Here is a 26,115-nt window from a genome sequence, read left to right as displayed (position 1 = left end):
AAACAGCAACAACCTCAAAGAGGAAGGCCGCTCCCCAGGAGCGGCCTCAGCAAAGAAGATGGGCCGGAAAGTCTACTTCCGCCCAATGGGCAGATAGGTAAAGCCCATTTCGGCCATGGCCTTGGGATCGTAAAGATTACGGCCATCGAAAATCAGAGGCTGTTTCAACTTGGCCTTCACCGTATCGAAATCCGGGCTGCGGAACACTTTCCATTCGGTCACGATAACCAGGGCATCCGCCCCATCCAGGGAAGACAAAGGATCGTCACTGTAAGTCAGGCGGGGCTCGTTACCAAAAATGCGCCGGGCTTCTTCCATGGCCACCGGATCATAGGCGGTCACGGTGGCTCCGGCGGCAAACAAATCCGCCAGCAGGTAGCGGCTGGGCGCCTCCCGCATATCGTCCGTATTGGGCTTGAAAGCCAGGCCCCAGAGGGCGATACGGCGACCGGAAAGGTCGTCGCCAAAACGGGCTTTGATCTTGGCACCGAGAATGTGCTTCTGAGCCTCATTAGCCTCTTCCACCGCATTCAAGACCTTGAGTTCGATCCCCCCATCCTGGCGGGCGGTGCGCTGCAACGCCTGGACGTCCTTGGGGAAGCAGGAGCCACCGTAGCCGCAGCCCGGGTAGAGGAAGTGATAGCCAATGCGGGGGTCAGAACCAATACCGTGGCGCACCGCTTCGATGTCGGCCCCCAGCTTTTCCGCCAGATTAGCCAATTCGTTCATGAAGCTGATGCGGGTAGCCAGCATGGCATTGGCGGCGTACTTGGTGAGTTCCGCGCTCTTCACATCCATGATGATGAGCCGTTCGTGGTTGCGCTGGAAAGGCCCATACAGGCTGCGCATGACCCCTACGGCCCGCTCGTCATCCGCCCCCACCACGATCCGGTCCGGCTTCATGAAATCATCTACCGCCGCCCCTTCCTTAAGGAATTCCGGGTTAGATACCACGCTATAGGGGGTAGTCAGGCCCCGGGCCTGGAGTTCTTCCCCAATGGCGGCCCGTACCTTGTCGGCGGTGCCCACGGGGACGGTGGATTTGTCCACGATGACCTTGTAATCGGTCATGTGCTTGCCGATATTGCGAGCGGCAGCCAGCACGTACTGCAAATCAGCGGAACCGTCTTCATCGGGAGGGGTGCCCACGGCAATAAACTGCACGGTGCCATGGGCCACGGCCTGAGCTACGTCCGTCGTGAAACGCAGGCGGCCTGCGGCCACATTACGCTTCACCATATCCAGCAGGCCGGGTTCAAAAATGGGGATGCCCCCTTCGTTCAGGATGCGGATTTTGTTGGGATCCACATCCAGGCAGAGTACTTCGTTGCCCACTTCCGCCAGACAGGTACCACTCACCAGGCCCACATAGCCCGTACCAACCACCGTAACTTTCAAAATACTCTCCCAACTTAATCAGATAATTTCATTCACGCTCCCCTGCCCTTTATTCAGGGAAGCAAATCGAATTCCTCACTGCGCCGGGGCGGATAGGTTTCCCAACCGCCGCAGGCCGGGCAGCGCCAATAGAACTGGCGCGCCTTGAAGCCGCAATTATCGCACCGATAACGGGCTAACCGGCGGGTATGGTTATGGACCAGATTACGGACCAGTTCCAGATCCGCCCGACGCTCGGGCGCCACCACCAGGACCTGGGCTTCCAGGAGCTTATCCAGGCCCAAAAGGGTGGGATTACGGCGTAGTTCGTCCCGCACCAGGCGATAGGCGGCCTCTGGCCCCTCCCCTTCCAGCACCAGACGAAACACCGTATCCAACAAATCCAGGGAGGGATAAGCCGCCAAGTAACCCCGCAACAGTTGCAAGCCTTCATCCCGGCGTCCCAGACGGAGATAGGCTTCCTGCAACTTTTGGGCAACCAGGGCTAGGTAGGCAGGATTTTGGTGTTCGATATGCTGCCAGGCCTCAATGGCCCCTTCGTCCTGACCTTCCTGGGCCAGCAAATCCCCCTGAATGACACTAGCTCGCACACAACTGCGGTGGAGCGCCAGGGCCTGATCCAGATAGCGACGGGCATTATCCGGCCGGGAATTAATCATTTCCGTGCCCGCCAACTCGCAGTAGTAGTGGGCAATTTCTTTCTGGGTGGCGTATTCGGGCATTTCCTCCCCGATGGCAATAGCCTTTTCCCAGTCCTTTTCCAGCTGATAAATTTCCAGGAGATTGCGCTTGGCTTCCTCATCCCGGGACGAGGTTCGCAGGCGCAGAAAAATTTCCTCAGCCCGATCCAGCAGGCCCGCCTTAAGGTAGTCCTGGCCCAGCTCCGCCATGGCTTGGAGCTTTAGATCGTTGGGCAATCCTTCCCGATCGATGAGGTTCTGGTGCATACGAATGGCCCGCTCCATTTCCCCCTTGCGGCGAAACAGGCTCCCCAGGGCGAAATGCAATTCCACCGTTTCCGGATCCACCTTCACCACATTCATGAAGGACTCAATGGCCTTGTCCGGCTGCTCGTTGAGCAAAAAATTCAGCCCCTGGAAGTAGGAGCGGGGCAAGGCCCGGGATTCCCGGACCAAATGTTGAATATCAATGCGGGCCGCTGCCCAGCCAAAAACAAAAAAGAGGGGAAAAAGCAGCAGCTGCCAGTAATGGAAGTCGATCATTGGGATACCGCCTCACCCGCCACCGGCACTTCCGCCACCGGCGGGTTAGCCCGGGCGGCGGCCAGTTCGGCCCGGCTCCGGGCCAAATCCCGGCGCAGGCGAAAAATCAGGCCACTCAGGGCCAGTCCGCCCAGCAAAGCGCCCAGAACAAAGAAAGCCAGGAGGGCCACCACCAGAGGCACCTGCCACTGATAATTGAGGAAAAAACCGATGCTGACCGGAGCCGTGTTCTTGGCGGCAAACAAAAACAAGAGGAGGAACAGGACGATGCGCCAAAGCCAATGCAGAACCCGCATACACTTACCCGATCAGAAAAAGAAAAAGGGCGGCAACCTAAGTTGCCGCCCGCAATCTACCACAGGACCGGTCTAACGGGCAGCGCCCGGGAGCGGATAACCCGGCTAGGCCAGGGCATCCACCCGTTCGCGCAGCTCTTTTCCGGCCTTAAAGTGAGGCACATGCTTCTCCGGAACGCTGACCTTTTCCCCCGATTTGGGGTTACGCCCCAGCCGCGGCGGGCGGTAGTTTAGGGAAAAACTACCGAACCCTCGAATTTCGATGCGGTCCCCCGCCGCCAGGGCGGAGGACATGGCATCCAAAATTTCGTTGACCGCGAAATCGGCGTCTTTCGCCACCAGTTGGGGAAACCGCACCGCCAACCGGGCGATCAGCTCGGATTTGGTCATACCAACAACCTTAGTTTTGCGGGTTGTTCAGCTTGGCTTTCAGCAACGCACCCAGGTTGGTGGTACCGGAACTGGCCGCAGTGTTTTCGGAGGCAAATTTCGCCAGCGCTTCGTGCTGTTCGGCTTGATCCTTGGCCTTGATGGACAGATTCACGCCACGGGACTTGCGATCCACGTTGGTGATCATGGCTTCCACCAAATCGCCCACCTTCAGGATAGCGGACAGATCGTCCACCCGATCCCGGGAGAATTCGGAAGCGCGCAGGTAGCCTTCCACATCCCCATCCAGTTGCACCACGGCACCACGGGCATCCACGGACTTCACGGCACCACGAACCACGGCGTTCTTTTCGTGGGTAGCGATGTAGTTGGTGTACGGGTCGCCTTCCAGTTGCTTGATACCCAGGGAGATGCGTTCCTTTTCCACGTCGATGGCCAGCACCACGGCTTGCACTTCGTCGCCCTTCTTGAAGTTGCGGATGGCTTCTTCGCCAGCCACGCTCCAGGACAGGTCGGAGAGGTGCACCAGACCGTCGATGTTGCCGGGCAGACCAATGAACACACCGAAGTCGGTGATGGACTTGATTTGGCCGGAGACCTTGTCGCCCTTCTTGTGGTTTTGGGCAAATTCTTCCCAAGGATTGGGCATGCATTGCTTCATACCCAGGGAAATACGACGGCGATCTTCGTCGATTTCCAGGATCATGACTTCTACTTCGTCGCCCAGCTGAACCACCTTGGTGGGATGGACGTTCTTGTTGGTCCAATCCATTTCGGAAACGTGCACCAGACCTTCAATGCCTTGTTCGATTTCCACGAAGGCACCGTAGTCGGTCAGGTTGGTTACCTTGCCGAACAGGCGGGTGCCGGAGGGGTAACGGCGGGAGATGCCGACCCACGGATCTTCGCCCAGTTGCTTCAGACCCAGGGAAACCCGGTTCTTTTCGGCGTCGAACTTCAGCACCTTGGCGGTCACTTCGTCGCCCACGGCCAGCACTTCGCTGGGGTGACGCACACGACGCCAGGCCAGATCGGTGATGTGCAGCAGGCCGTCGATACCGCCCAGATCCACGAAAGCACCGTAGTCGGTGATGTTCTTGACGATACCCTTGACCACGGCGCCTTCTTGCAGAGTCGCCAGCAGCTTTTCCCGTTCTTCACCCATGGTGGCTTCCAGAACGGCGCGGCGGGAGACCACCACGTTGTTGCGCTTGCGATCCAGCTTGATGACCTTGAATTCCATGGTCTTGCCTTCGTACGGCGTGGTGTCCTTGACAGGACGCACGTCCACGAGGGAACCGGGCAGGAAGGCACGCACCCCATTGGTCATGACGGTGAGACCGCCCTTGACCTTGCCGGTGATCACGCCGGTCACCAGGGAACCGTCGTTGAGGGCCTTTTCCAGGTCGTTCCAGGCGGCGATACGCTTGGCCTTGTCCCGAGACAGGCGGGTTTCACCGTAGCCGTCTTCCAGCTGTTCAATAGCCACTTGCACGAAGTCGCCGGGCTTGACTTCGAGTTCGCCTTGGTCGTTGAGGAATTCATCGACCGGCACATAGGATTCGGATTTCAGGCCGGCATTCACGACGACAAAATTTTGGTCGACGCGAACGACTTCGGCGGTGATCACTTCGCCTTGGCGCATTTCTTGGCGCAACAGGCTCTCTTCAAAGAGGGCGGCAAAGCTTTCTTGGGACAGGGGGGAAGCGGAAGAAGCAGTAGTCATGAAAAGGTACCTAACCGCATGGCTGCGGGTTGAGGTTAAACACCGCCACCGCTCCGGAACCCATCGCCCCCAGCACTACGGGGTAGACAGGTTCGGCGCACTCCTTCCGATTCGTCAGAGGGGGAAAGCCCGATCAGTCGTTTTACAAGGGAAAAAGCGAGGAACGGCGACACCTAAAGGGACGCCTGCCCGTACCACGTCAGCACCTGATCGACCGCCTGGTCGATGGAAAGGTCTGACGTATCCAGAAGCAGCGCATCCCCATTTTGCTTGAGAGGCGCCACACTCCGCTCACTATCCCGGCGGTCGCGTTCCCGCAACTCTTGCAAAATCGCGGCCATGTTAGCAGGGAACCCTTTTTCGATCAACTGCTTATAGCGTCTTTCCGCCCGCACTTCCGCACTAGCCGTCAGGAACACCTTAAGGGCTGCCCGAGGAAAGACTACCGTCCCCATATCCCGGCCGTCGGCCACCAGCCCGGGGCTTCGCAAAAAAGCCCGCTGCCGGAAGAGCAGGGCCTCCCGCACCTGGGGCAAAGCAGCCACTTTCGAGGCTCCCTGGGAAATAGCTTCGCTACGGATGGCATCCCCCACATCCTTACCGTTCAGAGTGATGGCCCCCTCCTGGAAAGTCACTTCCAGGGCGGCGGCAAGGGGGGCCACCGCTCCTTCATTTTCCCAAGCCACTCCCGCTTCCTGGGCGGCCAGGGCAGTCAGCCGGTAAAGGGCTCCCGAATCCAGATAGGCAAAGCCCAATCGGGCCGCCACCCGGGCCGCCACGGTTCCCTTACCGGAAGCAGAGGGGCCATCTATGGCAATCACCGGAGCCGGACGTACCAGGGCTTGCAGACGCTGAAAATAGTCCGGGAAGGTTTTGGCCACGCATTGGGGGTCCAGAATCCGCAAGGGCGTACCAAAAGCCGCCAGGGAAAAACACATGGCCATGCGATGGTCGTCGTAGGTATGGATAGCAGCGGGCTTCAGGCTGGCAGGGGGAATCAGGGTCAAGGCATCTTCCGCCTCGATCACCTCCGCCCCCAGCTTGCGGGCCTCCGCCGCCATGGCGGCAATCCGGTCCGTTTCCTTCACCCGCCAGCTGGCGATGTTGCGCAGACGGGTGGGCCCCTGGGCAAACAGGGCCAGGGGAACCAGGGTCATGGCCGCATCGGGAATCTGGTTGCAATCCAGATCCACCCCCCGCAGGCTGCCGTTTTCCGGCCCCCGGCACTCGATCCAATTGGGCCCCGCGCTGATGCGGGCGCCCATCTGGGCCAGGGCTTCCGTAAATTGCACATCCCCTTGGATGGAGGCGGAACCCACCCCTTCCACCCGAACCGGCCCCTGGCCCAGGGCTCCGGCTGCGAGGAAATAGGAGGCGGAGGAAGCATCCCCCTCCACGTAAAACACCCCGGGGGAACGATAGGCGCTGGCCGCTGGCACGGTGAAGGCCTGCCAGCCCTCCCGTTCCACGGTCACGCCAAACTTTTCCATAATGGCCAGGGTAATGGCGATATAGGGTTTGGAAATCAATTCCCCCACCACTTCCACCCGGGTAGCCACCCCGGTAAGGGGCAACGCCATGAGCAGGGCCGTCAGAAACTGGCTGGATACATTGCCCCGGACCCGCACCACCCCACCGCCATGGACCGCCGCTGGGTGAATCTCCAAGGGCGGAAAGCCCGGATTCCCCCGGTACTCAATACGCGCACCCAGCTGGGCCAGGGCATCCACTAGATCGCCAATGGGGCGTTCGTGCATACGGGCCACCCCGGTGAGCCGGTAATGACCGCCAGCCAATGCCAGGGCGGCAGTCAAAGGGCGAAAAGCGGTGCCCGCGTTCCCCAGAAAAAGATCCGCCTCCCGCACCGGGAATCCCTGCCGCCCTACCCCCTGGACCAGGTAGGCCCCATCCGCTTGCTGGCGGATGGTCACCCCCAGGGTCCCCAGCCCATCCAACATACGCTCAGTATCATCGGAGGCGAGCAGGTCCCGAACTTCGGTGGTGCCTTCCGCCAGGGCAGCCAGGAGCAGTACCCGGTTGGAAATACTCTTGGAACCAGGCAGACGCACCGTACCGGTGGCAGAAAGGAAGGGGGGGAGATCGAGAAATTCCATGGCAGGGAAAGTTCCGGAACAAACGGTCAAGAGAAAGAAAACAAAGGAGCGGGGCTTTTAAGGCCCCAGACAAGGGCAAGCGGCGCCCTATTCCCCGTCGCCAGCCCAGGCGCGACGAGCTTCCCGGGCGTGGGCAAAAATGGCTTCCAGCTGGGGGCCGTCCCCCTGGGCCAGGGCTTCCCGGATTTCATCCAGCTGCTGGCGGTAACGGTCCAGCTCTTCCAACAGGGCGGGCTGATTGGCGAGACAGATGTCCCGCCACATTTCCGGATGGCTGGCGGCAATACGGGTGAAGTCCCGGAAACCACTGGCAGCGAAGGTAAAAAACTGTTCCCGGTTGTCCCGCCGGGCCAGATCGTGGACCAGGGCGTAGGACAGGAGATGGGGCAGATGGCTGACAGCGGCGAACACCTGATCGTGTTCAGCGGGAGTCAGTTCATAGATGCGGGCGCCACACCATTCCCAGGCGGAGCGCACCTTGGCCACGTTCAAAATCGGGTTTTCCGGCAGGGGGGTGAGAATCACCTTCCGCTCCCGGTACAAATCCGCCCGGGCCGCCCCGGGGCCGCTGTTTTCCGCCCCCGCAATGGGATGGGCCGGAACAAACTGGCGGATACGCTCCCCAAAAGCCCGATAGGCAGCGGCCACCACATTGCCTTTGGTGGAGCCCCCGTCGGTCACCACCGTCTCCGGCCCCAGATAGGGCACGATGCGGGCCATGATGTCCCCCATCTGCCCCACCGGGGTGGCCAGGAGCACCAGGTCCGCATCCCCCAGTTCATGGGCCGGATTAATGCCCGCCCGATCGATCACCCCCAGGGCCAGGGCCTGCTTGAGGGAGCCGGGACTGCGGCCAAAGCCCACCACTTCCCCCACCTCCCCCGCCGCCTTCAGCGCCAGGGCAAAGGAGCCGCCGATGAGACCGACTCCGAAAATAACGACTTTATTGAACTCAGGCATGGCGGACGGGAATGGGGGCAAAAGGGCCTATTTCAGCGCCTGTTCCAGGGCTTCCAAGAAACGGGCATTTTCCGGCTCGGTGCCGATGGTCACCCGCAGCCAGTCGGGCATACCGTAACCCACCAGGGGACGGACGATCACCCCTTGCTGCAGCAGGCGCCGGTTCACCTCTGCCGCGTCCGGCAGGCGGAAGGTAAGGAAATTGCCGTGGGAAGGAATGTAATCCAGGCCCAGACGGGTCAGGGCGGCCTGAATTTTCACCATGCCTTCGTGATTCACCCGGTAGCTCTCGGCCACAAATGCCTGGTCGTCCAGGGCGGCGATAGCGCCCGCCAGGGCCAGATTGTTGCAGTTAAAGGGCTGGCGCACCCGGTTCATGAGGTCAGCCACGGCGCTGTTGGTCAGGCCATAGCCGATCCGCAGCCCGGCCAGACCGTAGATTTTGGAAAAGGTCCGGGTCACCAGCAGATTGGGGAATTCCCCCAACCAGGTTGAGGTATCCAGGCGCTCTTCCGGGGGAATGTATTCGTTGTAGGCCTCATCCAACACCACCATCACATGGGCAGGCACCTTGGCCAGAAAGGCCTTCAATTCCGGATAGGCCAGGAAGGTACCGGTGGGGTTGTTGGGGTTGGCAATCCAGATCACCCGGGTATCCGGGCGGATGGCGGCCAGCATGGCGTCCAGGTCATGGCCGAAATTCTTGGCGGGCACGGCAATGGCTTCCGCGCCCACGGATACGGTAGCCAGAGGATAGACGGCAAAAGCGTGTTGGGAATAGAGGGCGGAACGCCCTGCGCTCAGAAAAACCCGGGCCACCAGGTCCAGCACATCGTTGGAGCCATTGCCCAATACCACCTGGTCCATGGCCTTGCCCGTATGTCGGGCCACCGCTTGTTTCAGGTCAAAATCATCCGGATAGCGCTCCAGGGAAGCAATGGCCTGTTCCACCGCCTGCCGGGCCTTGGGGCTCATGCCTAAAGGATTTTCGTTGGAAGCCAGTTTGACGATCTTTTCCACCGGAATGCCCGTTTCCCGAGCCAGTTCCGTAATAGGTTTGCCCGGTTGATAGGGGGCAATGGCCCGCACATAGGGCAGGGCTTGTTCAACCACGTTCATGACCATCCTTTCAAAAGCGAGATCAATAGACCGCTACGGGATAGGATCCCAGGACCTTCAAAAATGCCGCCCGCTGGGCCAGTTCCTGCAAGGCCTGCTGGACGGGGGCATCGTTGCGATGCCCTTCCACATCCACAAAAAACACGTATTCCCACAGGGTATGGCGGGCCGGCCGGGATTCCAGCCGGATCAGGGAGACCCCGGCGGAAACAAAGGGCAGTAGCAACTCATGGAGGGAACCGGTCCGGTTGGGGGCGGACATGACCAAGGAGGTCTTATCCCGCCCGCTCACCCCCCCATCGTGGCGGCTCAGCACCAGAAAGCGGGTGGTGTTGTTGGGCTCGTCCTCGATGGTGGTGGCCAGCCGGGGTAGCTGATAGCGATCCGCCGCCCCGTCCCCCGCAATGGCTGCCGCCCCCGGCTTTTCCGCCGCCATCTGGGCGGCCAGGGAATTACTGGCCACGGAAATGCGCTGGGCGTGGGGCAGATGTCCATCCAGCCACTCATGGCACTGGGCCAGGGACTGGGCGTGGGAATAGACCACCTGTATCTGGTCCAAAGCCGCACAGTGGGACAGCAAATTTTGGTGCACCCGCAGCACCACTTCGCCGCAAATGCTCAGGGGAGTGGCCAGCAGCCGGTCCATAACCAGGCCCACTGCGCCCCCCGTGGAATTTTCCACGGGCACCACGCCGTAATCCGCGTGATCCGCTTCCACCTCCCGGAACACCTCGTCAAAGGTGCCCATGGGCAAAAGCTTGGCCGCATGGCCGAACTGCTTTACCGCGGCGCTTTCGGAAAAACTGCCCAGGGGCCCCAGACAGGCCACACTCAGGGGGCGTTCCAGGGATAGGCAGGCAGACATCACTTCCCGAAAAAAGAAGGTGACGCTTTCGTCCGCCAGGGGGCCCTGGTTCAACTCCTGAATACGGCGCAATACCTGGGCTTCCCGCTCGGGGCGGTAAATCTGGCCATCCGCCCCGTGGGCGGCTTTGATACGGCCCACCTGCTGGGCGCATTGGGCCCGCCGGTTGAGAATGGCCAGGAGTTCTCCATCCAGGCGATCAATTTCCTGGCGCACAGGCGCCAGGTCCTGATGCAGGGCGGCTTGGGGGTCTTGCTGATCGCTCATGGCCTAACCGTTCCGTTTGGCGAAATCTTCCATGAAGGACACCAGGGCCTGAACCCCGGCCAACGGCAAGGCGTTGTAGATGGAAGCCCGCATGCCCCCCACCGATTTGTGTCCCTTGAGGGCCAACAGACCGGCTTCCTTGGACTGGGCCAGGAAGGCGCTGTCCAGGGCCGGATCGGCCAGGGTAAAGGGCACGTTCATCAGGGAGCGGCAGTCCGCCGCCACCGGATTGCGGTAGAAACCGCCGCTGTTGTCGATGGTCCGGTAAAGCAGTTCAGCCTTTTGCCGATTAACCTTTTCCAGCCCGGCCACACCACCCTGGGCCTTGATCCACTTGAATACCAGCCCGGCCACGTAGATGGAGAAGGTGGGCGGGGTGTTGAGCATGGAACCGTTATCCGCCTGCACCCGATAGTCCATCAGGGCAGGCACCTGGGGGCCGGCCCGACCAATCAGATCGTCCCGCACAATGACCAGGGTCAGGCCCGAAGGGCCGATGTTTTTCTGGGCACCGGCATAGATCAGGCCGTAATCCTCCACCGCCATGGGCCGGGAAAGGATATGGGAAGACATGTCCGCCACCACGGGTACAGAAGCCGGTACACGGGCCAGAAGACGGGGGCTATCAAAAACCTCCACCCCGTGGATGGTTTCATTGGTGCACACATGGACGTAGGCCGCCCGTTCATCCACCTGGATCGCCTCGGCGGCGGGCAGGCGGGTAAAGCCGCCAGAGACAGCCTCAGCCGCCTCCGTGCTGGCAGCGCAGGTGACGGCGCCAAAGCGCTGGGCTTCCTTGTAGGCCTTCTTGGACCAGGAGCCGGTGACCACGTAGGCGGCGGATTCCCCGGCCAGAAGATTGAGGGGAATCTGGGAAAACTGTTGGGTCGCCCCGCCCTGGAGAAACAGCACCTTGTAGCCTTGGGGGATGCCCATCAGCTCCCGCAGATCCTCTTCCGCCTGGGCAATGACCCCGGAAAATTCCTTGCCCCGGTGGCTCAGTTCCATGATGCTGCAACCAGCGCCGCGCCAGTCCAGCAGCTCATCCCGCACCTGTTCCAGCACCACTTCGGGCAAAGTCGCCGGTCCGGCGGCGAAATTCCACAAGCGCATTACTCTTCCTCGCTTTCCACAACCTTTTCCAAACCGGCCAGCTTCTCCCCTTGATCCAGGGAAATCAGGGTCACCCCCTGGGTTGCCCGGCCCATGCCCCGGATTTCCGAGACCCGGGTGCGGATCAGGACGCCCCCCGTGGTGATGAGCATGATTTCATCCTCATCCCCCACCAGCTTGGCCCCCACGATCTTGCCGTTCCGTTCGCTGCTGGCAATGGCGATGACCCCTTGGGTGCCCCGGCCGGAATGGCGGAACTCGGACAGCACGGTACGTTTGCCAAAACCGTTCTCCGTCGCCACCAGCACGGTCTGGCTTTCGCTTTCCGCCACCAGCAGGGAAATCACCTGCTGACCGGCCTGCATCTTCATGCCCCGCACACCCCGGGCGGGTCGGCCCATGGGACGCACATCTTCTTCGTCGAACCACACCGCCTTGCCGCCATCGGAAACCAGCATGATGTCGCTGTTGCCACTGGTGATTTCCGCGCCGATCAGGTGATCCCCGTCATCCAGGCCCACGGCGATAATGCCCGCCTTGCGGGGATTGGAGAATTCGGACAGGGGCGTCTTCTTCACCGTGCCCTGGGCGGTACACAGGAAGACATAGCGGTCTTCGGAAAATTCCTTGACCGGCAGAATGGCGTTGATCTTTTCCCCTTCTTCCAGGGGGAACATATTGACGATGGGCTTGCCCCGGCTGGTCCGGCTGCCCTGGGGCACTTCATAAACCTTGAGCCAATAGACCCGGCCCCGGTTGGAGAAGCAAAGAATGAAATCGTGAGTGTTGGCAATGAACAGGTGATCGACGAAATCGTCTTCCTTCACCGCCGCCGCCTGTTTGCCCCGTCCGCCCCGGCGCTGGGAGCGGTAGTCGGCCAGGGGCTGGGATTTGACGTAGCCGGAGTGGGACAGGGTGACCACCATGTCCTGGGGCGTAATCAAATCCTCAATGCCCAGATCCTGGGTATGGGTGACGATTTCTGAGCGGCGCCCGTCCCCGAACTGGGTGCGGATTTCCTTCAGGTCGTCGCCAATAATTTCCGTAATCCGTTCCGGCCGGGCCAGGATATCCATGAGGTCCGCAATCTTTTCCAGCAATTCCCGGAAGTCGGTGACGATTTTGTCCCGTTCCAGGCCGGTCAGGCGTTGCAGACGCAGTTCCAGAATGGCCTGGGCCTGGGCGTCGGAGAGCAGATAGCCCTGCTTGGAAAGACCGTATTCGATACTCAGCCCTTCCGGCCGGGTCGCGTCCAGGGCGGCCCGGGCCAACATTTCCGTCACCGTGGGGGAAACCCACAAACGGGCCATCAATTCCCGCTTAGCGTCCGCCGGAGTCGGCGCCGCCTTGATCAGGGCGATGATGGCATCCACATTGTCCAGGGCCACGGCCAGACCTTCTTGGATGTGGGCTTTTTCCCGGGCTTTGCGCAGTTCGAAAATGGTGCGGCGGGTAATCACTTCCCGGCGGTGGGCCAGGAAGCAGTCCAGCATCTGCTTGATATTCAGCAGGCGGGGCTGACCATCCACCAGGGCCACCGTATTCATACCGAAGGTGTCTTGCAGCTGGGTCAGCTTGAAGAGGTTGTTGAGCACCACCTCCGGCATTTCCCCCCGCTTCAGTTCAATGACCATGCGCATGCCGGACTTATCCGACTCGTCCCGCAGATCGGAGATGCCTTCGATCCGCTTGTCATTGACCAGTTCGCCAATCTTTTCCAGGAGGCTGCGCTTATTCACCTGATAGGGCAGCTCATCCACGATGATGGCCTGACGGTTGCCCTTTTCCAGGTCTTCAAAGTGGGTTTTGGCCCGCATCACCACCCGGCCCCGGCCGGTGCGATAGCCTTCCCGCACCCCGTTCACCCCATAGATGATGCCCCCGGTGGGGAAATCGGGAGCCGGGATGTACTGGATCAGGTCTTCCACCGTAATTTCCGGATTTTCCAGCAGGGCCAGACAGCCGGACACCACTTCGGAAAGATTGTGGGGGGCAATATTGGTGGCCATCCCCACGGCAATACCGGAGGAGCCGTTGATCAGCAGGTTGGGAATACGGGCCGGGAGAATCAGGGGTTCTTCTTCGGAGCCGTCGTAGTTGGGCCCGAAATCCACGGTTTCTTTGTCAATATCCGCCAGCAGTTCGTGGCCGATCCGGGCCATGCGCACTTCCGTGTACCGCATGGCCGCCGCATTGTCCCCGTCCACCGAGCCGAAGTTCCCTTGCCCATCCACCAGCATGTAGCGCAGGGAAAAGTCCTGGGCCATCCGCACAATGGTGTCATACACCGCCGTGTCGCCGTGGGGGTGGTACTTACCGATAACGTCCCCGACGATACGGGCCGACTTTTTATAAGCCTTGTTCCAGTCGTTCCCCAGCTCATGCATGGCGAACAGCACCCGCCGATGCACGGGTTTGAGGCCGTCCCGCACGTCGGGCAGAGCCCGACCGACGATTACGCTCATGGCGTAATCCAGGTAGGAACGGCGCATTTCCTCTTCAAGACTGACGGGGAGTGTTTCCTTGGCGAATTGATCCATAGCTCACAATGGCCACGCGGGCGAGAAAGGAATTGTTTCGGGTGAAACAAAAACGTTGATTCTAACACGCCCCCCCTGCCCCGTCCGACCCGCCCCTTGGGGAGAAGAATGCTGCCCTTGGGGAGCCCACGCCTTGCCCGGGGCCGCCCCCTTTGTTTAAATCACGGAATTCTGACCATTCCGCCCCTCCCGCCCCTTTCCCGGCGGCAAGCCATGCAAACCATCGACCTCCTCATTGAAGCCCGCTGGATCATTCCCGTGGAACCGGCCCATACCCTGTGGGAAAACCATGCCATTGCGGTGAACCAGGGACGTATTCTGGACATCCTCCCCATCGACCAGGCCCGGGCCTTGTACTTCCCCCGGGAGATTAAAGTCCTGCCGGGCCATCTTCTGATTCCGGGCCTCGTTAATCTCCACACCCACGCCGCCATGAGCCTGTTGCGAGGCCTGGCGGACGACCTGCCCCTCATGGAGTGGCTGCAAAACCATATCTGGCCAGCGGAAGGCCGCCATGTTTCCAAGAACTTCGTGCATGACGGCACCCTGCTGGCGGCAGCGGAAATGCTGCGGGGCGGTATCACCTGCTTCAATGACATGTACTTTTTCCCAGAGGCCGCTGCCGAAGCAGCTGAAACCCTGGGCATCCGGGCCGCCCTGGGCCTCACCGTCCTGGAGGCCCCCACTTCCTATGCGTCGGATGCGGAAGACTGCCTGAACAAGGGGCTGGAAGCCCGGGACCGGCTGAAAGCCCATCCCCTGCTTTCTTTTTGTCTGGCCCCCCATGCCCCCTACACGGTGTCCAATAAAACCTTCGAGCGGGTCCTCACCCTGTCCGAGCAGCTGGACCTACCCATCCACGTCCATCTCCATGAAACCCAGGGAGAAATTGACGGCAGCCTAAAACAATATGGTCTGCGGCCCTTACAACGACTCCAGGAATTAGGCCTGTTAAGCCCCAATCTCATCGCGGTCCATGGCGTCCACTTCAATGCTGGGGAAATTGCTCTGCTGGCTCAACAAGGCTGTTCAATTGCCCACTGCCCCTCTTCCAATCTCAAGCTAGCCAGCGGCATTCCCCCGCTCCAGGCCTGGCTGGATGCGGGTATTAACGTGGGCCTGGGAAGCGACGGCAGCGCCAGCAACAACCGCTTGGACTTGCTCACGGAAATGCGCTTGGCCAGCCTGCTAGCCAAAGGCGTCACCCAAAACGCGGAAGCGGCCCCAGCCCACCAGATGCTGCGCATGGCCACTTTAAACGGCGCCCAGGCCCTGGGATTACAAGACAAAATCGGCAGTCTGGAAAAAGGCAAAGAGGCGGATATTTGCGCCCTGGCCATCACCGCTCCCGAAACTCAGCCCTGTTACTCGCCCCAATCCCATTTGGTCTATGTTTTGGATCGTTCAGCAGTAACCCACGTCTGGACCCACGGACAGTTGCGCTTAAACAACGGGGAGTTGCAGGAAATAGGGAAAAATGATTTGATAAATCTCGCCAGATTATGGCAGAATAAAATTCGTGATTAGTCCCGCGCGGTTCGGCTGCATATAAAAACTCGCGAGTGGCTGATTCGGCAGCCTTTCCTGAACACGAGGTAAAAGAGAGATGACTAACAAATTCGCCAAGAAATCCTTGCTGGTTCTGCTTGCCGCCGGTCTAAGCCTGGGCGCCTCCATGGCCCAAGCTCAAGGCTCCGACAAGGGTGCCTACCTGACCGACTCCCGCAATGAAGTTGCCCGGAGTGGTACTGGCCTGTGCTGGCGCACTGGCTACTGGACTCCCGCCGCCGCTATCGCTGAATGCGACGGGGATCTGGCCAAAGCTCCGGCCAAGGCCGAAGCCGCTGCCCCTGCTGGCGTCGTTCCGACCGCCGGTAAGGTGACCCTGTCCGCCGACGCCCTGTTCGACTTCAACAAGGCCGTGCTGCGTCCCGAAGGCAAGGCGAAGCTGGACGAGCTGATCGCCCAACTGAAGGACCTGAAGTTGGAAGTGATCATTGCCGTGGGTCATACTGACCGTATCGGTAAGGATGCTTACAACCAAAAGCTGTCCGAACGTCGTGCCGCCGCCGTCAAGGAATACGTGGTGAGCAAGGGTGTGGAAGCCAATCGGGTTTACACCGAAGGCAAGGGCAAGAAGCAACCCGTCACCGGCGACAAGTGCAAGAAGATGGGCAAGGAAAGCGGCAAGAACAAGAAGCTGGTCGCTTGCCTGCAACCCGACCGTCGCGTGGAAATCGAAGTTATCGGCACCAAATAATCGGTTCCCGATTTCTTCCAAAAGCCCTGCTTCCGCAGGGCTTTTTTATTGCACCGGAGTTTCATATGACTAATGCGGATCCCCTGGAAGTACAAAAATTCAGTGACCTAGCCCATCGCTGGTGGGACCCCCAAAGCGAATTCAAACCCCTCCACGACATCAATCCCCTCCGCCTGGACTGGATTGACCGCTCCGTTTCCCTGGCCGGCAAGCGGGTATTGGATGTGGGCTGTGGTGGCGGCTTGCTTTCTGAAGGCATGGCGGCCCTGGGCGCCGATGTCACCGGTATCGACCTCTCCGAGAAAGCCCTGGGAGTCGCCAAACTCCACCTTCTGGAAAGCGGTCGCCAGGTGGATTACCAAAAGACGGCCGTGGAATCCTTAGCGGACGCCCAACCCAATTCCTTTGATGTGGTGACCTGCCTGGAAATGCTGGAGCACGTTCCCACTCCCGCCAGTGTGATAAAGGCCTGTTCCAGTTTGCTGAAGCCCGGCGGAGAAGCCTTTTTCTCCACCCTCAACCGCAATCTCAAGTCCTATCTGATGGCGGTAGTGGGGGCGGAATACCTGCTAAACATGCTCCCCAAGGGCACCCACGACTACGCAAAATTCATCAAGCCCTCGGAACTGAAGCGCTGGTGCGACAACGCCCGGCTCAATGTGGTGGAAATCGTGGGCATGAGCTACAACCCTTTCACCAAAAGCTACAGCCTGGGGAAAGATACCAGCGTGAATTACCTCATCCACGTCAAAAAAGAAGCCAGCTAAACCTCCGCCAGGAGCCAAGCTTGCTATAATGGCTTGGCTTAAAGAACTTTTTCGGGATGACCCAGTCGAATCACCTGAAAAGATTGATGTAGTTCTTTGGGGGCGACCTGGCTTCGACGTGGGTTGCAAAGCAGAGCAGGGCATACCGAGGCCCAGTTACCTCGTAAATCCATCTGGAAACTTACAAACGCCAACGACGAGCGTTTCGCTCTCGCCGCTTAAACCGGTGAGCTCTGCACCAGTTTGCTAACGGGCTGGGCTGGGTAACCAGCAGCAGAGTCAGATACACTAGCTAAGGCTTTACCCCTCCGTGAGGCAAAGCACTAAAACTTTAGCGGATCGCTGTACGGCAGCCTGCCCACTGGCGGTTGTGCAGCTAAATCAAATAATGAGGCTAAGTATGTAGAACTGCCTGTAGAGGACTTGCGGACGGGGGTTCGATCCCCCCCGCCTCCACCAAAACTTGCTGTAAAACTAAAAAACCGGTCACCTGGAATTCAGGTCGCCGGTTTTTTTATTGCCATACGCATATTTCCATCCAATTTCCCATCAGCAAAAACCAGATACCCGATATGCTTTCGCATTTGTACCTAGCTCACCTCACCAAAGCCTTTGAAAGCAACAACCAATAGAACAAACGCTAGCTCGTCATATTACAAGAAACAAGATTACCGGCTCAGTCACTCCGCGCTAAAGATCCTGAGCCTCAACCCTACGGCCCACGCAGCCGCTCCCCCCTCCCCATCCTTCTTCCGGGAAATTTCCAATAGGCAGAACAATGTAAAGTTGTGTAAAATACCTAGCATTATCAAAGTAGGGCTGACTGGAAATATCGTGTCAATTCCGACCATGGCTTTCCTATCAAGAAATTGTTAGCCCATAATAGATTAGGAGAGATTTTTGCTAGGGAAAAACACATTTTTTGAGGCCCTTCCTCAAAAGATAAGTTTAAGTGAAAAGCTAAATTATATTTCATTGCCTTTTCACGCACTGATCCAATGCAAATGGAACCACAGCGCCATACTGCTAAGAGCAAAGTATTTACTCATTCTTTTGCTTTCACTCAGAACTTACAAAAAATCCCTGGCAGCAGTAAGTTCCCTAAACCTGTCTGCAGACATTGATACCGACCCACAAGTTCCGCTCAACTACATTACAATCGGGTATCTATCAACAAACCTATCAATAAAAGACAGAGCAAGGATTCTGATAAACCACCATAAGTTCATATCCAGTACTTTACAAAAAAAAGCAATAGATACTATATACAGAAGTGATCTTGAAATATTTTCCTCAGACGTAGGAGGATTTAGCCTGAATGTTTCATTGGGCTCACCCACAGAAACAAATAAGGAAGGCGATCTAAGCCTGCATCTTTATTTCAAAAACAAGCCCATTTATCAATTATCTTTTTCTTTTTCGCCAGGTATTATTTTTGGCTTAAAAGAAAGTAATGTCTGCTTTTTAACTCGAATGCAGACAGCCAAGGGAAATCATGAGTTAGCAAGGGAAATTTCATCCAGCCTATGTGAGGTTTCCCCTCAATGGATTTTATTTTCAGGTTTATCCGGTATAGCAGAAGCTCTTAGCATCAGAGCAATTGTAGGAATATCCTCCATTCACCAATCAAGCTACAAAGCCAGTTACGCAGAGCAATTTAAAACCACTTACGATAATTTTTTCGAAGCACTTGGCGCGTTAAAAATCCCAGGGCATCTATATATAATTTCTTTACCCCTTCAGCTTAAGCCCATTGAGCTAATCACGAGGCGGCATAGAAGCAGAACATTAAAGAAACGAAAAATTAGGGATAGCATCAGAGAAGGTTGCTACCATGGGATAAAAGCCCACCTATCAAATTTTTCATATTAATTATTTTTTTTAAAACAGCAGCAAACGCAATTCATCTAATACCCTAAAAACGAACCATTATTTCTCAATAACTCTCACCGAGAAGATGAGAGTTATTGCGTCAGGATTAAGCGCATATTAACGGCTATAGCAAAAGTCTCGCCAATGCCAATTGAGATACAGAAATTCCATATCTAACGCTTTAATTTCTTTCACATCAGGCCCCATCGGGTCAAAGATGCCCCCCTTGAATTTACTCGTTTCTGCTTCTACCAAAGCTTCGAGTCAGCTCGGCTGCACCATACCCCCTGCATTCCAATCAAATATCCATGTAACATTTAGATACAAAACGAACTGGCGCTTGCTCCCTTTATTTCCTTAGGCCCTTGCCATGCCTCCCGCCCCCATTCATTCGGGTGACCTGAAAACCATCCTCCATTCCAAGCGGGCCAATCTGTATTACCTGGAGCACTGCCGGGTGTTAGTCAATGGGGGGCGGGTGGAGTACGTGACGGAGGCGGGGGCTGAATCCCAGTATTGGAACATCCCCATCGCCAACACCACCGCGCTGTTGTTGGGGACGGGCACCTCCATCACCCAGGCGGCCATGCGGGAACTGGCCCGGGCAGGGGTAATGGTGGGGTTTTGCGGCGGTGGAGGGACACCCCTATTCGCTGCCAACGAGGTGGAGCAGGCGGTGGCCTGGTTTTCGCCCCAGAGTGAATACCGGCCCACGGAATACCTTCAGGGATGGGTTCACTTCTGGTTCAACGACGCCCACCGGTTAGCAGCGGCCAAAGCGTTTCAACAGGCTAGGCTGGTCCGCATCGCCCAATCCTGGGGCCTTGGGAGTTTGGCGGAGGCAGGTTTTAGCCCCAATCCGGACGAACTGGGAGCCCTTCTCCGGGATGCCGGACAAGCCATGGCCCAGGCGCCGGATACCACTATCTTGCTCACCGAAGAAGCCAGACTTACCAAGGGACTCTTTCGCCTCGCCTGCCAAACCACCGCCTATGGGAATTTTGTCCGGGCCAAGGACGGCAGCGGCACGGATGCCGCCAATCGCTTTCTCGACCACGGCAATTATCTGGCCTATGGCCTGGGGGCTACCGCTGCCTGGGTCCTGGGCCTGCCCCACGGCCTAGCCGTATTGCACGGCAAAACCCGGCGGGGCGGTCTGGTTTTCGATATTGCGGATTTAATCAAGGATGCCCACATCCTGCCCCGGGCCTTTATTTCCACCATGGCAGGGGACGGGGAACAGGAATTCCGGGAAGCCTGCATCCAGGATCTGGCTCAGAGCGAAGCCCTGGATTTTCTTATCGACACGGTCAAAGCCGTAGCCCTGGCCCGGGAGGTTCCCGGCCCATGAATGTGCTGCTGGTCTCCCAATGCAGCAAGGGAGCGCTGGTGGAAACCCGCCGTATCCTGGATCAGTTCGCCGAGCGCCGGGGAGAACGTACCTGGCAGACCCCCATCACCCAGGCGGGCTTGGATACCCTGCGCCGCCTCCTGCGCCAAACGGCACGGAAAAATACCGCCGTAGCCTGCCACTGGATACGGGGCAAAAACCATAGCGAATTGCTCTGGATCGTGGGAGACGCCCGCCGTTTCAACGCTGCCGGCGCCGTCCCCACCAATACCACCCGGCGCAACATTCTAAAAACCGGGGATGAAAACGACTGGCACCGAGGGGAAGACATCCGGCTCCTGGCCCAGCTGGCCGCCCTCCTCCATGATCTGGGCAAGGCCAGCCGGGCGTTTCAGGCCCGCCTGAGAGGCCGGGATGTGGGGCCCAATCTTTACCGCCACGAGTGGGTGTCCCTGCGACTTTTCCAAGCCTTTGTGGGCCAAGATGGGGATGAAGCCTGGCTAACCCGGCTGGCCGCCCCGGCAACCTGGGATCAGGACACCTGGACGGCCCCGGGCCGCTACGGGCGGGATGGGCTGGACGCGCCAGCCCCCACCCCCTTTCCCCATCTGCCACCCCTGGCCGCCGCCTTGGCCTGGTTAATCCTCAGCCACCATCGCCTCCCCCTCATTCCGGTCAAGGACCCGGAGGGGCAACAGCGGTGGCTAGGTTGCCGGGCCCCCCATTTCAACCGCCTTTGGCTGGAAAAGCCCCTGGCCCTGGTTACCCATGCCTGGAATGAAGGGGAAAAAGCCGCCCCGGCCAAACAAATCACGCCCTTCTGGCAACCGGCGGCCCCCTTGCCCGTCCTATCCCCGGCCTGGCAAGCCCAGGCCGCCCGGATAGCCAAGGGACTGCTGGCCCGCCTGCCCCTCTGGCAAACGCCCTGGCTGGAAAATCCCTACGTGCTGCACCTGGCCCGCCTGAGCCTGATGCTGGCGGATCACCATTATTCCAGCTTGCCCTCGGAGCCCCGGCAATCTCCCCCAGCCCCCAAGGCCCTATACGCCAATACCTCCGGACCCGGCGAACTCAAGCAGGAACTGGCCGAACATCTCCTGGGCGTAGCCCGGGAGGCGGGTCTCATTGCCCACGCCCTCCCCGGAGTTGCCCGCCACCTGCCCCGCCTGGCCCGTCACCGGGGCCTGCGCAAGCCCAGCCCCAATCCCCGCTTCGCCTGGCAGAACAAGGCCGCCGAAGCAGCTCGGAGCCTGGGGGAAAAGGCCCTGGATCAGGGGGCCTTCATCATCAACATGGCCTCCACGGGTTGCGGCAAAACCCTGGCCAACGCCCGCATTCTCTACGCCTTGGCCGACCCGGGCCTGGGCCTGCGGGCCACCTTTGCCCTGGGGCTACGCACCCTCACCCTGCAAACCGGCCGGGCCTATGGGCAAGACCTCCATCTGGCGGAGGATGAACTAGCCGTACTGGTGGGCGGCTCCGCCAACCGGGCCCTGTTCAACTACTATCAGGCCCGCCAGGAAGCCCGGGGAGCAGCCTCCGCCCAAGCCCTGCTGGAGGAAGACAGCCACGTGCTCTACAGCGGAGATACGGGCAACCATCCCCTCCTCGCCCGAGCTCTCAAAGACCCGGCCATCCGCCAGCTAATCGCCGCCCCCCTGCTGGTCTGTACCGTGGATCATCTGATTCCCGCCAGCGACTCCCTTCGGGGCGGACGGCAGATCGCCCCCATGCTCCGGCTCATGAGCGGCGACCTGGTACTGGACGAACTGGATGATTACGACCTCCAGGATCTGCCCGCCCTCACCCGGCTGGTCCATCTGGCGGGCATGCTGGGAACCCGGGTATTGCTCTCCTCCGCCACCCTCCCCCCGGATCTGGTCCAAGGCATGTTCGCCGCCTACCGGGCCGGACGAGCCATCTACCGGGCCAACCGGGGCCACCCTGGCACGCCCCCGGACATTCCCTGCCTGTGGGTGGATGAATTCAGCTGCCAGCCCCCGGCCTGCCTTGGGGAAGAGGATTTTTCCCGGGCCCATGAAGCCTTTGTGGCCCACCGGGTCACCCAGCTCCAAAAAGCCCCCCCCTTGCGCCGGGCCGCCCTTCTGCCCCTGGACCTGCCCCTCGGCAAAGAGGAGGCCCTTTACCCGGCCTTCGCGGAAAAAGTGCGACTAGCCTGCCTGGATCTCCATCGCTCCCAGGGGGAAAAGGACGCCTTAAGCGGCAAGCGGGTCAGTTTCGGCCTGGTGCGGCTGGCCAACATCGGCCCCCTGTTCCAGGTGGCCCAGGCCCTCATTACCCAGGGCGCCCCCGCCGGGGTACGCATCCACCTTTGCGTCTATCACGCCCGCCTGCCCCTGATCCAACGCTCCGCCCTGGAAAACCTCTTGGACGGCGTCCTGGACCGGCGGGACCAAACCCCGGGTGGCGGCCTGGGGCACCCGGCCATTCGGGCGGCGCTGGACCTGCACCCGGAGCCGGACCAGCTGTTCATCGTTCTGGCCAGCCCGGTCTGTGAGGTGGGCCGGGATTGGGACGGAGACTGGGCCCTGGGAGAACCCTCTTCCCTACGCGCCCTGATCCAACTTGCCGGGCGGGTCCAACGGCACCGATGCAGGGAACCGGACCAGCCCAATGTGCTGATTTTCAACACCAATCTCCGCCACTTCCGCCGCCGGGGCCAGGATCAACCCGCCTTCCTCCGCCCTGGCTTTGAAAGCACGGCCCCGGACCAATCCCGGTTCCGGCTCACCAGCCACTGGCTCCACGACCTGTTACGTCCCGAGGAATATCAAGCCTTAAGCGCCATCCCCCGGATTCAGCCACCGCCCCAGCCCTGGCAACCCCAACAGTATTGGGTGGATTTGGAACAAGCTCGCATCCGGGCCGCCATGGCCCCCCGGCCCCGGGAAAACGCGCCTGCCATCTCCCGCTACCTGCCCCCCGTTCCTCCCTTGGAGCGGGACGAAGCCGCCAGCGCCTGGGTCTATCCCCAGGCCGCCCTCACCGGGGTCCTCCCCCAACAGCAACCCTTCCGGGAAGAAACCGAGCCCCATACCACCCTGGTCTTTCTCCCTGACGGAGAAGATCGCCTGCAACTTCATCGTATGGAAAAGGACGGCCAGGCCCCAGGCCACCCCCTCTACGTCCCCGTGGACGCCAGCCTGCGCCATGACCTGAACCTGGTGCCCGGCCCGGGCATCACGCCCTGGGGCAGCTTTGACCTACTCACCCTACTCCGGGAACAGGCCGAATTCCTGGATTTATCCCTGGATACCTGCGCCCGGCGCTTTACCACGGTGGACGTGCCGGAAAGCCCCCAGGGCTGGCGTTATCACCCTTGGCTGGGTTTCACCCCCTGATCCCTGCCCAGGTCTCTGCCCTACAACCACAGGAGGATTTTGTGATGGAGGAAGTCTATGACGGAATTGTCTGAACGAAGCCGAGCCTTCCGCTCGGCCATCGCCGCCTTTATTGACGGACGACGGGAAGCCAAGCTGAAGGGCCAGGAGGACGATGGAGAGCGGGCAGCAAAATACGCTTACTCCACTTGGCTGGCCGACGCCGCCCGCCGGGTCGGTCAAATTCAGGCCGTCACCCACGTCCTCAAAGCTACCCACCCGGATGCCCGGGGCACCAATCTCCATGTGCCCCCCGCCACCCTCCCTTCCCGCCCGGAAATCGGCAGCCATGTGCTGGGCGAGGCTTACGCCGAAGATGTGGTGGGCAATGCGGCGGCCCTGGATGTGTTCAAATTTCTCAAGCTGGAAGTGGAGGGCCGACGGCTACTGGACTGGATGCAGGCCAAAGACCCGGACCTAGCCCAAGCCCTGGATGGGGACGGGGCCACTGCCCAGGCCTGGATGGAAGCTTTTTCCGGACTGGTTCGCCAGGAGGCCACCCCGGCCAGCCACCCCGCCGCCAAGCAGGTCTACTGGCTTATGGGGGACAACCCTTCGGACAACCGCCAGTTTCATCTGCTCCAGCCCCTGTTCTCCAGTAGCCTGGCCCAGGCGGTGCACGGAGAAATCCAGGATGCCCGCTTTGGTGAGGCCAACGGGGCGGCCCGCAAAGCCAAACGGGAAAAGCATCCCTGGGAGGGGGAATACCGGGACTATCCCCATCTGGCCGTGCGTAAGCTGGGGGGCACCAAGCCCCAAAATATCAGCCAGTTAAACAGCGAACGGGGTGGCAACAACTACCTTTTGGCCTCCCTGCCACCCCGCTGGCGGGAGGCTCAGGCGCCCCGGCTGCTGAATCTGGACTCCGCCCTGGAACGGATGGGGGCAGGCAAGGAGGTAGCTCGCCTCACCCGGGCCCTGGCGGACTTTCTCCTCACCGATCCGCCCCCCAACGACGCCACCCGGGAACGGCGTCGAAAAATGGAACAGGCCCTGGGGATGGAACTCCCCCTCTTCGCCGCCCGGGTCCAGGCCAGCCTGGAAGCAGGCTGGAGCCGCCACGCCGACTGCCGTCTGCCCCTTTGCGAACAGCTGTGGCTGGACCCGGAACGCCTGGACCTGCCGAACCGGCCGGATCACCTGGAAGAGGATCAAGCCTTCCGGGCCGCCTATCACTGGGGGGACTGGCCGGACCAGGTGGCCGGGCGCTTTGCCAACTGGCTCAACGACCGGCTGCGCAAAGCCGGGCTTACCACCGTCGGGGATGGGGAATACCGGCACTGGGCCCGGCAGGCCGTCATTGATGCGGCCTGGCCCGTACCCCAGCAACGCCGGGCAGGGGGAGCAGCATGAATAGCGCGCCGAACTACGACCATCTCCTGGTGTTTCCCCACCTCCGGGTGCAGAACGCCAACGCCATCTCCAGCCCCCTCACCCACGGCTTCCCCGCCATGAGCGCCTTTCTTGGCCTGATGTGGGCCCTGGACCGCAAGGCCGGGGCTGCCGGACTGGATCTGGCCTTTTCCTCCGTGGGGGTGGTCTGCCATGACTACCAGGAACAGGTGCAGGAAGGCTACGTCAAAAGTTTCCGCCTCACCCGCAACCCGGTGGATAAGGACGGCCGCACCGCCGCCATTGTGGAAGAAGGGCGCATCCACCTGGACATCAGTCTCCTCTTCGGCGTTTCCAGCCTCCGCTGGCGGGAAGACCCGGAACGGGCCGATGCCGATCTGGCCCAGGTGGCGGACCTGCTGGCCGAAATGCGCATTGCAGGCGGTTCCCTTTTGCCGCCCCCAGCCCCGGAGCGACGCCGTTACCAGCCTTACCGGCTGGACCAGACCGGCCCCCGGGGCGTGCCCCAGGACCCCTTTCATAAAGCCCGGCTACGCCTCCTGCCCGGCTTTGCCCTGGTGGCCCGGGACGACCTTCTCCTGAATAAGCCATCACCGACAAAGGATCAGACCTCCGAACAAACAGGGGAAGCCATCTCGGAAACGAACCCGGGCACCGCCCCGGCTCTGCCGGAACGACTGGAAGCCTGGCTCAGCCAATGCCGCTTCAACTGGCGGTACCAGCGGGAAGGGGATTCGGAAAAAGGGGCATGGCACCACGACCGGGAAAAGGGGGGATGGATCGTGCCCCTGCCGGTGGGCTACGGCGCCCTGGGGCCGGTCCAGCTTCCGGGAACCGTCGCCCGGGCCCGGGATCAGGAAACGCCCTTCTGCTTTGTGGAAAGCCTCTATTCCCTGGGGGAATGGATCAGCCCCCATCGCCTGAATAGTGCCCAGGAGCTGCTCTGGTACGGGGAAAGCCACCCCGGCTCAGAGACCACGCCCAACTCGAAAAGCAAACCCGACTGGAGCCACTACCGCTGCCGCAACGACTATTGCCCCCCAACCCCGGACCAAACGGACGGGGAGGATTGAAGCCTTTTTTCTATTGCGCAAAAAATT

At 60.1% G+C, this 26,115-nt stretch carries 19 protein-coding genes and 1 other RNA gene; 9 read left to right on the top strand and 11 right to left on the bottom strand.

Annotated features, from left to right (window positions below):
- Positions 1–72 precede the first annotated feature (72 nt).
- The 11 genes from Azoinq_RS13300 to gyrA form a co-directional block, all read right to left on the bottom strand.
- On the bottom strand, positions 73–1,398 hold the full coding sequence (locus tag Azoinq_RS13300) for a UDP-glucose dehydrogenase family protein (RefSeq protein WP_216128416.1): 1,326 nt from the start codon (positions 1,396–1,398) through the stop codon (positions 73–75).
- Between the two features lie 53 nt (positions 1,399–1,451).
- Entirely contained in the window at positions 1,452–2,618 is a 1,167-nt protein-coding gene (gene lapB, locus Azoinq_RS13295) for a lipopolysaccharide assembly protein LapB (RefSeq protein ID WP_408627121.1), read from the bottom strand.
- Positions 2,618–2,917, bottom strand: a complete 300-nt coding sequence (locus Azoinq_RS13290) for a lipopolysaccharide assembly protein LapA domain-containing protein (RefSeq protein WP_216128418.1) — start codon at positions 2,915–2,917, stop codon at positions 2,618–2,620. The genes lapB and Azoinq_RS13290 overlap by 1 nt, the downstream gene beginning before the upstream one ends.
- 105 nt (positions 2,918–3,022) lie before the next feature.
- On the bottom strand, positions 3,023–3,307 hold the full coding sequence (locus Azoinq_RS13285; protein ID WP_216128419.1) for an integration host factor subunit beta: 285 nt from the start codon (positions 3,305–3,307) through the stop codon (positions 3,023–3,025).
- Positions 3,308–3,317: 10 nt separating this feature from the next.
- The gene (rpsA, locus tag Azoinq_RS13280) at positions 3,318–5,033 is read right to left on the bottom strand and encodes a 30S ribosomal protein S1 (protein WP_216128420.1); all 1,716 of its coding nucleotides are present in this window, start codon (positions 5,031–5,033) and stop codon (positions 3,318–3,320) included.
- Between the two features lie 173 nt (positions 5,034–5,206).
- The gene (locus Azoinq_RS13275) at positions 5,207–7,147 is read right to left on the bottom strand and encodes a bifunctional 3-phosphoshikimate 1-carboxyvinyltransferase/cytidylate kinase (protein WP_216128421.1); all 1,941 of its coding nucleotides are present in this window, start codon (positions 7,145–7,147) and stop codon (positions 5,207–5,209) included.
- Between the two features lie 87 nt (positions 7,148–7,234).
- Positions 7,235–8,107, bottom strand: a complete 873-nt coding sequence (locus tag Azoinq_RS13270; protein WP_216128422.1) for a prephenate dehydrogenase — start codon at positions 8,105–8,107, stop codon at positions 7,235–7,237.
- A 27-nt stretch (positions 8,108–8,134) separates the two neighbouring features.
- The gene (gene hisC / locus Azoinq_RS13265) at positions 8,135–9,226 is read right to left on the bottom strand and encodes a histidinol-phosphate transaminase (RefSeq protein WP_216128423.1); all 1,092 of its coding nucleotides are present in this window, start codon (positions 9,224–9,226) and stop codon (positions 8,135–8,137) included.
- A gap of 22 nt (positions 9,227–9,248) precedes the next feature.
- Complete coding sequence (gene pheA / locus Azoinq_RS13260; RefSeq protein ID WP_216132396.1) at positions 9,249–10,328, bottom strand: prephenate dehydratase; 1,080 nt, start codon at positions 10,326–10,328, stop codon at positions 9,249–9,251.
- A gap of 33 nt (positions 10,329–10,361) precedes the next feature.
- The gene (serC, locus tag Azoinq_RS13255; RefSeq protein ID WP_216128424.1) at positions 10,362–11,471 is read right to left on the bottom strand and encodes a 3-phosphoserine/phosphohydroxythreonine transaminase; all 1,110 of its coding nucleotides are present in this window, start codon (positions 11,469–11,471) and stop codon (positions 10,362–10,364) included.
- Positions 11,471–14,011, bottom strand: a complete 2,541-nt coding sequence (gene gyrA / locus Azoinq_RS13250) for a DNA gyrase subunit A (RefSeq protein WP_216128425.1) — start codon at positions 14,009–14,011, stop codon at positions 11,471–11,473. Before gyrA ends, serC begins: the two co-directional genes overlap by 1 nt.
- Positions 14,012–14,224: 213 nt before the next feature.
- On the opposite strand from gyrA, the gene Azoinq_RS13245 reads away from it, so the two are divergent.
- From Azoinq_RS13245 to csy2, 9 genes are all read left to right on the top strand, one after another.
- Entirely contained in the window at positions 14,225–15,538 is a 1,314-nt protein-coding gene (locus Azoinq_RS13245) for a TRZ/ATZ family hydrolase (protein WP_216128426.1), read from the top strand.
- A gap of 79 nt (positions 15,539–15,617) precedes the next feature.
- Positions 15,618–16,271, top strand: coding sequence for an outer membrane protein OmpA (gene ompA, locus Azoinq_RS13240; protein WP_216128427.1), 654 nt, complete (start codon positions 15,618–15,620; stop codon positions 16,269–16,271).
- A gap of 65 nt (positions 16,272–16,336) precedes the next feature.
- Positions 16,337–17,038, top strand: a complete 702-nt coding sequence (ubiG, locus tag Azoinq_RS13235; RefSeq protein WP_216128428.1) for a bifunctional 2-polyprenyl-6-hydroxyphenol methylase/3-demethylubiquinol 3-O-methyltransferase UbiG — start codon at positions 16,337–16,339, stop codon at positions 17,036–17,038.
- A 98-nt stretch (positions 17,039–17,136) separates the two neighbouring features.
- Positions 17,137–17,497: a transfer-messenger RNA gene (gene ssrA / locus Azoinq_RS13230) on the top strand.
- 441 nt (positions 17,498–17,938) lie between these two features.
- Complete coding sequence (locus Azoinq_RS13225) at positions 17,939–18,910, top strand: DUF535 family protein (protein ID WP_216128429.1); 972 nt, start codon at positions 17,939–17,941, stop codon at positions 18,908–18,910.
- Between the two features lie 370 nt (positions 18,911–19,280).
- Positions 19,281–20,261: a type I-F CRISPR-associated endonuclease Cas1f gene (cas1f, locus tag Azoinq_RS13220; RefSeq protein WP_216128430.1), complete on the top strand. Its 981-nt coding sequence runs from the start codon at positions 19,281–19,283 to the stop codon at positions 20,259–20,261.
- Positions 20,258–23,623 (top strand): type I-F CRISPR-associated helicase Cas3f, encoded by a 3,366-nt coding sequence (gene cas3f / locus Azoinq_RS13215; protein ID WP_216128431.1) that lies wholly within the window; start codon positions 20,258–20,260, stop codon positions 23,621–23,623. The genes cas1f and cas3f overlap by 4 nt, the downstream gene beginning before the upstream one ends.
- A 57-nt stretch (positions 23,624–23,680) precedes the next feature.
- Positions 23,681–25,015, top strand: coding sequence for a type I-F CRISPR-associated protein Csy1 (csy1, locus tag Azoinq_RS13210; protein WP_216128432.1), 1,335 nt, complete (start codon positions 23,681–23,683; stop codon positions 25,013–25,015).
- A complete protein-coding gene (gene csy2 / locus Azoinq_RS13205; RefSeq protein WP_216128433.1) occupies positions 25,012–26,088 on the top strand; it encodes a type I-F CRISPR-associated protein Csy2 in 1,077 nt (358 codons plus the stop codon). The genes csy1 and csy2 overlap by 4 nt, the downstream gene beginning before the upstream one ends.
- Positions 26,089–26,115: the final 27 nt, after the last annotated feature.

This window comes from Azospira inquinata (assembly GCF_018905915.1).
GTDB lineage: Bacteria > Pseudomonadota > Gammaproteobacteria > Burkholderiales > Rhodocyclaceae > Azospira > Azospira inquinata.
Note: the sequence above shows the minus strand (reverse complement) of the source record. Positions and strands in the feature narration are given on the sequence as shown.

Coding starts and splice junctions, on each gene's coding strand:
- Azoinq_RS13290 (WP_216128418.1), bottom strand. CDS start 2,917: ATGCGGGTTCTGCATTGGCTTTGGCGCATCGTCCTGTTCCTCCTCTTG.
- csy1 (WP_216128432.1), top strand. CDS start 23,681: ATGACGGAATTGTCTGAACGAAGCCGAGCCTTCCGCTCGGCCATCGCC.
- Azoinq_RS13275 (WP_216128421.1), bottom strand. CDS start 7,147: ATGGAATTTCTCGATCTCCCCCCCTTCCTTTCTGCCACCGGTACGGTG.
- serC (WP_216128424.1), bottom strand. CDS start 11,471: ATGCGCTTGTGGAATTTCGCCGCCGGACCGGCGACTTTGCCCGAAGTG.
- cas1f (WP_216128430.1), top strand. CDS start 19,281: ATGCCTCCCGCCCCCATTCATTCGGGTGACCTGAAAACCATCCTCCAT.
- Azoinq_RS13270 (WP_216128422.1), bottom strand. CDS start 8,107: ATGCCTGAGTTCAATAAAGTCGTTATTTTCGGAGTCGGTCTCATCGGC.
- Azoinq_RS13245 (WP_216128426.1), top strand. CDS start 14,225: ATGCAAACCATCGACCTCCTCATTGAAGCCCGCTGGATCATTCCCGTG.
- csy2 (WP_216128433.1), top strand. CDS start 25,012: ATGAATAGCGCGCCGAACTACGACCATCTCCTGGTGTTTCCCCACCTC.
- ubiG (WP_216128428.1), top strand. CDS start 16,337: ATGACTAATGCGGATCCCCTGGAAGTACAAAAATTCAGTGACCTAGCC.
- ompA (WP_216128427.1), top strand. CDS start 15,618: ATGACTAACAAATTCGCCAAGAAATCCTTGCTGGTTCTGCTTGCCGCC.
- hisC (WP_216128423.1), bottom strand. CDS start 9,226: ATGAACGTGGTTGAACAAGCCCTGCCCTATGTGCGGGCCATTGCCCCC.
- gyrA (WP_216128425.1), bottom strand. CDS start 14,011: ATGGATCAATTCGCCAAGGAAACACTCCCCGTCAGTCTTGAAGAGGAA.
- cas3f (WP_216128431.1), top strand. CDS start 20,258: ATGAATGTGCTGCTGGTCTCCCAATGCAGCAAGGGAGCGCTGGTGGAA.
- Azoinq_RS13285 (WP_216128419.1), bottom strand. CDS start 3,307: ATGACCAAATCCGAGCTGATCGCCCGGTTGGCGGTGCGGTTTCCCCAA.
- rpsA (WP_216128420.1), bottom strand. CDS start 5,033: ATGACTACTGCTTCTTCCGCTTCCCCCCTGTCCCAAGAAAGCTTTGCC.